The following is a 6921-nucleotide window of genomic DNA, read 5'->3' on the forward strand; positions in this document are numbered from 1 at the left end:
AAACAACATGTCATCTCTTACTCCCCAACAAATCGTCGCCGAGCTCGACAAACACATCGTCGGCCAGCAGCAGGCCAAACGTGCGGTGGCCATCGCACTGCGCAACCGCTGGCGCCGCCAGCAGGTCGAAGTCGGCCTGCGCGGTGAAATCACCCCCAAGAACATCCTGATGATCGGCCCCACCGGCGTCGGCAAGACCGAAATCGCACGGCGTCTGGCGCGGCTGGCCGATGCCCCCTTCATCAAAGTCGAAGCCACCAAGTTCACCGAGGTGGGTTATGTCGGCAAGGACGTGGATGCCATCATTCGTGACCTGGCCGACATTGCGGTCAAACAGACCCGTGAGGCGGCCAAACAAAAGGTGCGCGAGCGCGCGCAGGATGTGGCCGAAGACCGGGTGCTCGACATCCTGATTCCGATGCCGCGTCAGGAGTTTGGCGTCATGCAAGCGGACGAGCCCGAGAGCGCAGCGCGTCAGAACTTCCGCAAAAAGCTGCGCGAAGGCCAGTTGAACGAGCGTGAAATCGAGGTTGAGGTGGCGCACACGGCACCCCAGCTTGAGATCATGGGACCGGCCGGCATGGAAGAAATGACCGAACAGCTGCGGGGCATGTTTGGTCAACTTAACCAGAACAAGAAGCAGACACGCAAGCTCAAAATCGCCGATGCGCTCAAACTGCTGGCCGACGAAGAGGCCGCCAAACTGGTCAACGAGGACGATATCAAGACCCAGGCGCTCAACATGCTCGAGCAAAACGGCATTGTCTTCATCGACGAGATCGACAAGGTCACCTCGCGTAGCGAGGGCAGCGGTGCCGAGGTGTCTCGCCAGGGCGTGCAGCGCGACCTGCTGCCGCTGGTGGAGGGCACCAGTGTCTCGACCAAATATGGCACGGTTAAAACTGATCACATCCTGTTCATTGCCTCGGGCGCGTTCCACCTGAGCAAACCGAGCGACCTGATCCCCGAGTTGCAAGGGCGTTTTCCGATTCGGGTGGAGTTGCAAAGCCTGTCGGTGCAGGATTTTGTCGCGATTCTGACGCAGACCACCGCGTCGCTGGTGAAGCAGTATCAGGCGTTACTGGCCACCGAGCAGGTGACGGTTGAATTTGCCGAAGACGGGATCACCCGGCTGGCGCAGATCGCCTTTGATGTCAACGAGCGCACCGAAAACATCGGTGCACGCCGCCTGTCCACCGTGATGGAGCGCCTGCTTGACGAAGTGAGCTTCAACGCCAGCAACCTGAGTGGTCAAACCGTCCAGGTCGACGCCGCCTATGTCGAGTCGCGTCTGGCCGAACTCAGCAAAAACGAAGATCTGAGCAGGTATATCCTGTAACTTTGCGGGTCAGACCAAGAATTGCGCCAGCAATTTTGCTCTGACCCCAACCAATCGTAGCTGTCCTGTGGCTGTCCTGTAGCTGTCCTTGCGGGTCAGACCAAGAATTGCAACGCAATTTTGCTCTGACCCCAGCGGTTCATAGGTGTCTTGCACGCCTTTTCTAAACCATCACTTTCAAAGCACTATCTAAGTGCTTAATTTCAAACGATTTTCAAGTCATATTTGATCTTAAAAATCGTAGCTAAGTGCTTGATTCCATTGTAAAAAATTGTTGCAAATGCGTTTGCGGGATGAGCTTTTGCTGATACAGTGCAAAAAAGTGCAATTTAGTGGTGGAAAGTGCCAAATCACTCCTGAACTTGCCGAAATACCCCCAACCAAGGTCAGCTTTCGTGTTTCAAGGTGCTTCCTCGTTAAGTCTGGATGCCAAAGGTCGCATGTCCATGCCGACCCGGCACCGTGACGTGCTGAGCGCCACGGCAGCCGATCAACTCACCATCACCAAGCATCCGCACGGGTGTCTGATGATTTTTGCGCGGCCCGAGTGGGAGAAGTTCCGCGAGCGCATCAACAGTCTGCCGATGTCGGCGCAATGGTGGAAGCGCATCTTTTTGGGCAACGCCATGGACGTTGAGCTCGACAGCACCGGCCGTGTGCTGGTGTCCCCGGAGCTGCGTGCCGCCGCCGGCATCACCAAGGACGCGGTATTGCTGGGCATGGGCAACTATTTTGAGTTGTGGGACCATGCCACCTACGCGGCGCAGGAGGCCCAGGCCATGCAGGGTGAGATGCCCGAGGTTCTCAAGGACTTTTCTTTCTGATCGCCCATGTTGGACCGTACATGGACTCATACCACCGTGATGTTGAACGAAGCGGTGGACGCTTTGTTGGGTGCGTCGGCCGAGGAGTCGCCAGCCGATGCCTCGCTCTTTGTGGATGCCACCTTCGGGCGCGGTGGGCACAGCCAGCTGATCCTTTCGCGTTTGACGGGTGCACAGCGCTTGATCGCGTTCGACAAGGATCCTGAAGCCTTGGCTTATGCGCAGAGCATCCAGGACGCACGTTTTTCCATCCGTCATCAGGGCTTCAGTCACCTGGGGGAGTTAGCGCCCGCCAGCGTGGCCGGGGTGCTGCTGGATCTGGGCATCAGTTCACCTCAGGTGGACAACCCGGAGCGTGGATTCAGTTTCCGGTTTGAAGGTCCGCTGGACATGCGCATGGACACCACGCGGGGTGACAGTGTGGCGCAATGGTTGGCGCGGGCAGAAGTTAACGAAATTGCGGAGGTTATTCGTGAATATGGCGAAGAACGGTTTGCTGGCCCCATTGCAAAGGCGATTGTTGCGCGCCGACAGGCTCGGTGCCCCCTTGTCACCACCACTGAACTGGCCGCCCTCGTGGCTGACACGGTCAAAACCCGCGAGCCGGGCCAGAACCCTGCAACGCGCACATTTCAGGCTTTTCGGATTTTCATCAACGCCGAGCTTGAAGAGCTGCAACAGGCATTGAAGGCGGCACTCTCGGTGTTGCAACCCGGCGGTCGGCTGGTGGTGATCAGCTTTCATTCGCTTGAAGACCGTATCGTCAAACAATTCATGGCCAGCAACGCCAGGCAGGTGTTCGACCGCCGCGCCCCATTCGCCGCGCCACAGCCCTTGCCACTGAAGGTTTTGGGGCGCAGTCGACCGTCTGAGGCAGAAGTGGCGGCCAACCCGCGCGCGCGCAGCGCCATCATGCGGGTTGCCCAGCGCACCAGTACGCTGACCACCGGGGTGCCGGCATGACGCGGCTCAATCTGGTGTTGTTGCTGGGAGTGTTGCTGAGCGCGCTGTACCTGGTCAATGTGCAGTATGAATCCAGGCGTCTCTATTCAGCGCTGGACCGCGCCAAGTCAGAGGCCCGCAAACTGGCGATTGAAAACGAGCGACTGCAGGTCGAAAAGCGCGCCCAGGCGACATCCGCTCGGGTGGAGTCACTGGCCAAGTCCCATCTGGCCATGCGGGCCGCCAACCCGGCCATCACCGCCTATGTGGCCTATAACCCGGTAGCGGTTGCCGCGCAGCCAGCGGCTGGGCGTTCTACCCCACTGAGCGGGTCGGTGCAATGAGCCGCAGCATCGCCTACACCTCCAGCCCCTTGCTGGCCAGCCCGACCCCGGTCTGGCGCAGCAAGTTCATCGTGGCGGCGATCGCGCTGGCCTTTGCCGGACTGGCTGCGCGCGCGGTCTACATCCAGGTGCTGGCCAATGACTTCTTTCAACGGCAAGGAGAAGTGCGGTATGCCCGCACCCTGGAACTGCCAGCGAACCGCGGACGAATTCTGGATCGCAACGGCGTGGTGATGGCCTCCAGCATCCCAGTGCCCAGCATCTGGGCCATTCCGGAAGATGTGCCACGGGAGCCGACCAAGCTGAAGGCTCTGGCCAAACTGCTGGGTATGAGCACAAAAGAGCTCGACAAGAAACTTGAAGACGAGGACAAGACCTTTGTCTGGCTCAAACGCCAGGTGGATGAGTCGGTGGGCAAGGAGATCGAGGCGCTGGAGATCAAGGGTATCTATCAGCGCAAGGAATACAAGCGCCAATACCCCGAGGGCGAGGCCGCCGCCCACGTGGTGGGCTTCACCAATGTTGAAGACAAGGGACAGGAAGGCATTGAACTGGCGTTTAACAAGGATCTGGGTGGCCGTGCCGGTTCACGCCGGGTGATCAAGGACCGCATGGGGCGCGTGGTGGAAGACGTGGGTGAACAAATTGCCCCGGTCGACGGGCGTGACCTGCAGCTCAGCATCGACAGCAAGGTACAGTTTTTCACCTACCAGAAACTCAAGGAGGCAGTGCTGGCGCACAAGGCCAAGGCCGGAAGCGCGGTGGTGCTGGACGTGCAGACCGGTGAGGTGCTGGCGTTGGCCAATTACCCCAGCTACGTGCCCGATAAACGGCAAAACCTCAGTGGCGAGCAGTTACGCAATCGTGCCTTGACCGACACCTTTGAGCCGGGTTCGACCATGAAGCCCTTTGTCATTGCGCTGGCGCTCGATCGTGGCCGGGTGACACCCGAGACGCCGATCCAGACCGCGCCCGGGCGGATGACCATAGGCAGCGCCACCATTTCCGATTCCCACGCTCACGGCGTGCTCAGCGTGACCCAGGTGATCGAGAAATCCAGCAACATCGGCACCGCCAAGATCGCTTTGCAGATGCCGGCACGTGAGCTGTGGGAGATGTACAACAGCGTTGGTTTTGGGCAAAAGCCGCAGTTGCCGTTTCCGGGTGCCGTCAGCGGCCGTTTGCGTCCCTACAAAAGCTCGCGGCCGATCGAGCAGGCCACCATGAGCTATGGCTACGGCATCTCGGTCAGTCTGTTTCAGCTGGCGCAGGCGTACTCAATTTTCGGGCGCAACGGTGACCGGGTGCCGGTGTCGATGCTCAAAGTCAATGAACCCCCCATCGGTTTGCCGGTGATTGGGGAGCGACACGCACGCGACGTACGCCACATGCTGCACCTGGTCACAGGTGCGGGAGGCACGGCACCCAAGGCGCAAACCGTCGGCTACTCGGTCGGTGGCAAGACCGGTACGGCACACAAGGTCGAGGGGCGCGGTTACGCGGCCAAAAAATACCGCGGTGTGTTTGCCGGGCTGGCACCCATAGACGCCCCGCGCATTGCGGTGGCGGTGATGATCGACGAGCCCAGCAATGGTCAGTATTTTGGTGGCCAAGTGGCAGCACCGGTTTTCAGTCAGACGGTCCAGCAAACCCTCAAGGTGCTGGGGATCGCACCCGACATGTCGGTCAAGCCGCAGATCGTGACTGAAGTGGTCGAGGAGAGCTTCTGATGCAGTTGCTGGCCACGCCATTCGATGCCGCATTCTGGTTGCGCGCCCAGGTCACAGGCCGCCTGTGTACCGACAGCCGCACCGTGCGCGCCGGTGACGGTTTTCTGGCCTGGCCGGGTGCAGCTGCTGACGCACGGGCGCATGTCGCTGCTGCGCTGGCGCAGGGTGCGGCTGCTTGTCTGGTGGAGCAGGCTGGCGTCGAAGCCTTTGCGCTGGACGATGTGCGGGTGGCGGCGTACCGGGGCCTCAAGGCCGCCAGCGGCCGCATTGCCAGCGATTACTTTGCCGACCCCAGCCGTCGTCTGGCGGTGCTGGCGGTGACCGGCACCAATGGCAAGACCTCCAGCACCTGGTGGTTGGCTCAGGCACTATCGAATTTAAAGCAGGCTACGCCCATCCCTTGTGGCGTGGTGGGCACTTTGGGTATTGGCATCCCGCCCCAACTGGTGAGCACCGGACTGACCACCCCCGATCCGGTGGCGTTGCAAGCCGCATTGGCTGAATTTGCCGAGCGCGGCGTGCAGGCCTGTGCCATGGAGGCCTCGTCGATTGGCATTGCCGAACACCGGCTCGACGGCACCCAGGTCCATACCGCCATTCTGACCAACCTGACACAGGACCACCTCGACTATCACGGCAGCATGGCGGCATACTGGCAGGCGAAAACCCGGCTGTTTGACTGGCCGGGCCTGCGCGCGGCGGTGATCAATGTCGATGACGCCCATGGCGCCGAGCTGGCCGACACCTTGCTGGCGCGTCCATCCACCCATCGGCCCGACGTCTGGACCTGCTCGATGTCCGGGCGTCAAACCGGCAGCGCACGCTTGCAGGCGCTCGGCATCGAGCATCACAGCGACGGCATGCGTTTCAGTGTGGTGGAAGGCGAGCAACAGCTGCCCTTGAGCACCCAACTGATTGGCGCCTACAACATTGCCAACCTGTTGGGGGTGATCGCGGCCATGCGTTCGCTGGGGGTGCCACTGGCAGCGGCCGTGACAGCCTGCGCCGATCTGACGCCGGTGCCCGGGCGCATGGAGCGCATCAGTCTGGCCGGGCGTCCTCTGGTCGCCGTTGATTACGCCCATACCCCGGACGCCCTGGCGCAGGCGCTCGACGCCCTGCGTCCGCTGGCCCATCGGCGCGGTGGTCAGCTGTGGTGTGTCTTTGGCTGCGGCGGTGACCGCGATGCCAGCAAGCGTCCTCTGATGGGCGCCATCGCCGGTGGCCATGCCGACCGGGTGGTGGTGACCAGCGACAACCCGCGCAGTGAGTCACCCCAAGCCATTGTTCAGCAGATTCTGCTGGGCCTGACCGGGGTGGCTGCTGTCGCCGTGGAGGTGGATCGTGCGCTGGCGATTGCGCACACCCTGATGCATGCTGACCCCTGCGACGTGGTGCTGCTTGCCGGCAAGGGGCATGAGGACTACCAGGAGATCGGTGGCCAACGGCTGCCTTTCTCCGACTTGGAGCAGGTGCGTTTGGCGCTGGGCTTGGTCGGGTCAGGAGTTACATCGTGAACATGCAGTTGTCCCCGGCGTTGATCAGCGACTGGCTGCGGCAGGCGCAGTGGGTTGCCGCGGAGCCACTCGACGCGCTTGCGGCGCTGGCACGTGTGCATACCGACAGTCGCAGTGTCCGGGCGGGTGATCTGTTTGTGGCCTTGCGTGGTGAGCGTTTCGATGCCAACGACTTTCTGGCGGACGCGAAGAAACAAGGCGCAGTCGCGGCCGTCGTCCAGGGTG

7 protein-coding genes are annotated in these 6921 nt (G+C 61.3%); all 7 read left to right on the forward strand.

The window, feature by feature from the left end; genetic code table 11:
* Nucleotides 1–7 precede the first annotated feature (7 nt).
* Entirely contained in the window at nt 8–1339 is a 1332-nt protein-coding gene (gene hslU, locus KBF66_RS12905; protein ID WP_296657406.1) for an ATP-dependent protease ATPase subunit HslU, read from the forward strand.
* A gap of 395 nt (nt 1340–1734) precedes the next feature.
* Nucleotides 1735–2163 carry a division/cell wall cluster transcriptional repressor MraZ gene (gene mraZ, locus KBF66_RS12910; RefSeq protein ID WP_296657410.1) on the forward strand — a complete coding sequence of 143 codons (429 nt, stop codon included), beginning with the start codon at nt 1735–1737 and terminating at the stop codon, nt 2161–2163.
* 9 nt (nt 2164–2172) lie between these two features.
* Nucleotides 2173–3126, forward strand: a complete 954-nt coding sequence (gene rsmH, locus KBF66_RS12915; RefSeq protein WP_296657426.1) for a 16S rRNA (cytosine(1402)-N(4))-methyltransferase RsmH — start codon at nt 2173–2175, stop codon at nt 3124–3126.
* Nucleotides 3123–3449 carry a cell division protein FtsL gene (gene ftsL / locus KBF66_RS12920; protein ID WP_296657414.1) on the forward strand — a complete coding sequence of 109 codons (327 nt, stop codon included), beginning with the start codon at nt 3123–3125 and terminating at the stop codon, nt 3447–3449. Before rsmH ends, ftsL begins: the two co-directional genes overlap by 4 nt.
* Nucleotides 3446–5179, forward strand: a complete 1734-nt coding sequence (locus KBF66_RS12925; RefSeq protein WP_296657419.1) for a penicillin-binding protein 2 — start codon at nt 3446–3448, stop codon at nt 5177–5179. The genes ftsL and KBF66_RS12925 overlap by 4 nt, the downstream gene beginning before the upstream one ends.
* On the forward strand, nt 5179–6696 hold the full coding sequence (locus tag KBF66_RS12930; protein ID WP_296657423.1) for a UDP-N-acetylmuramoyl-L-alanyl-D-glutamate--2,6-diaminopimelate ligase: 1518 nt from the start codon (nt 5179–5181) through the stop codon (nt 6694–6696). Before KBF66_RS12925 ends, KBF66_RS12930 begins: the two co-directional genes overlap by 1 nt.
* A 2-nt stretch (nt 6697–6698) precedes the next feature.
* A partial coding sequence (locus tag KBF66_RS12935; protein WP_296657428.1) for a Mur ligase domain-containing protein occupies nt 6699–6921 on the forward strand: 223 nt, incomplete at its 3' end.

It is taken from the genome of Rhodoferax sp., assembly GCF_018063565.1.
GTDB lineage: Bacteria > Pseudomonadota > Gammaproteobacteria > Burkholderiales > Burkholderiaceae_C > Rhodoferax.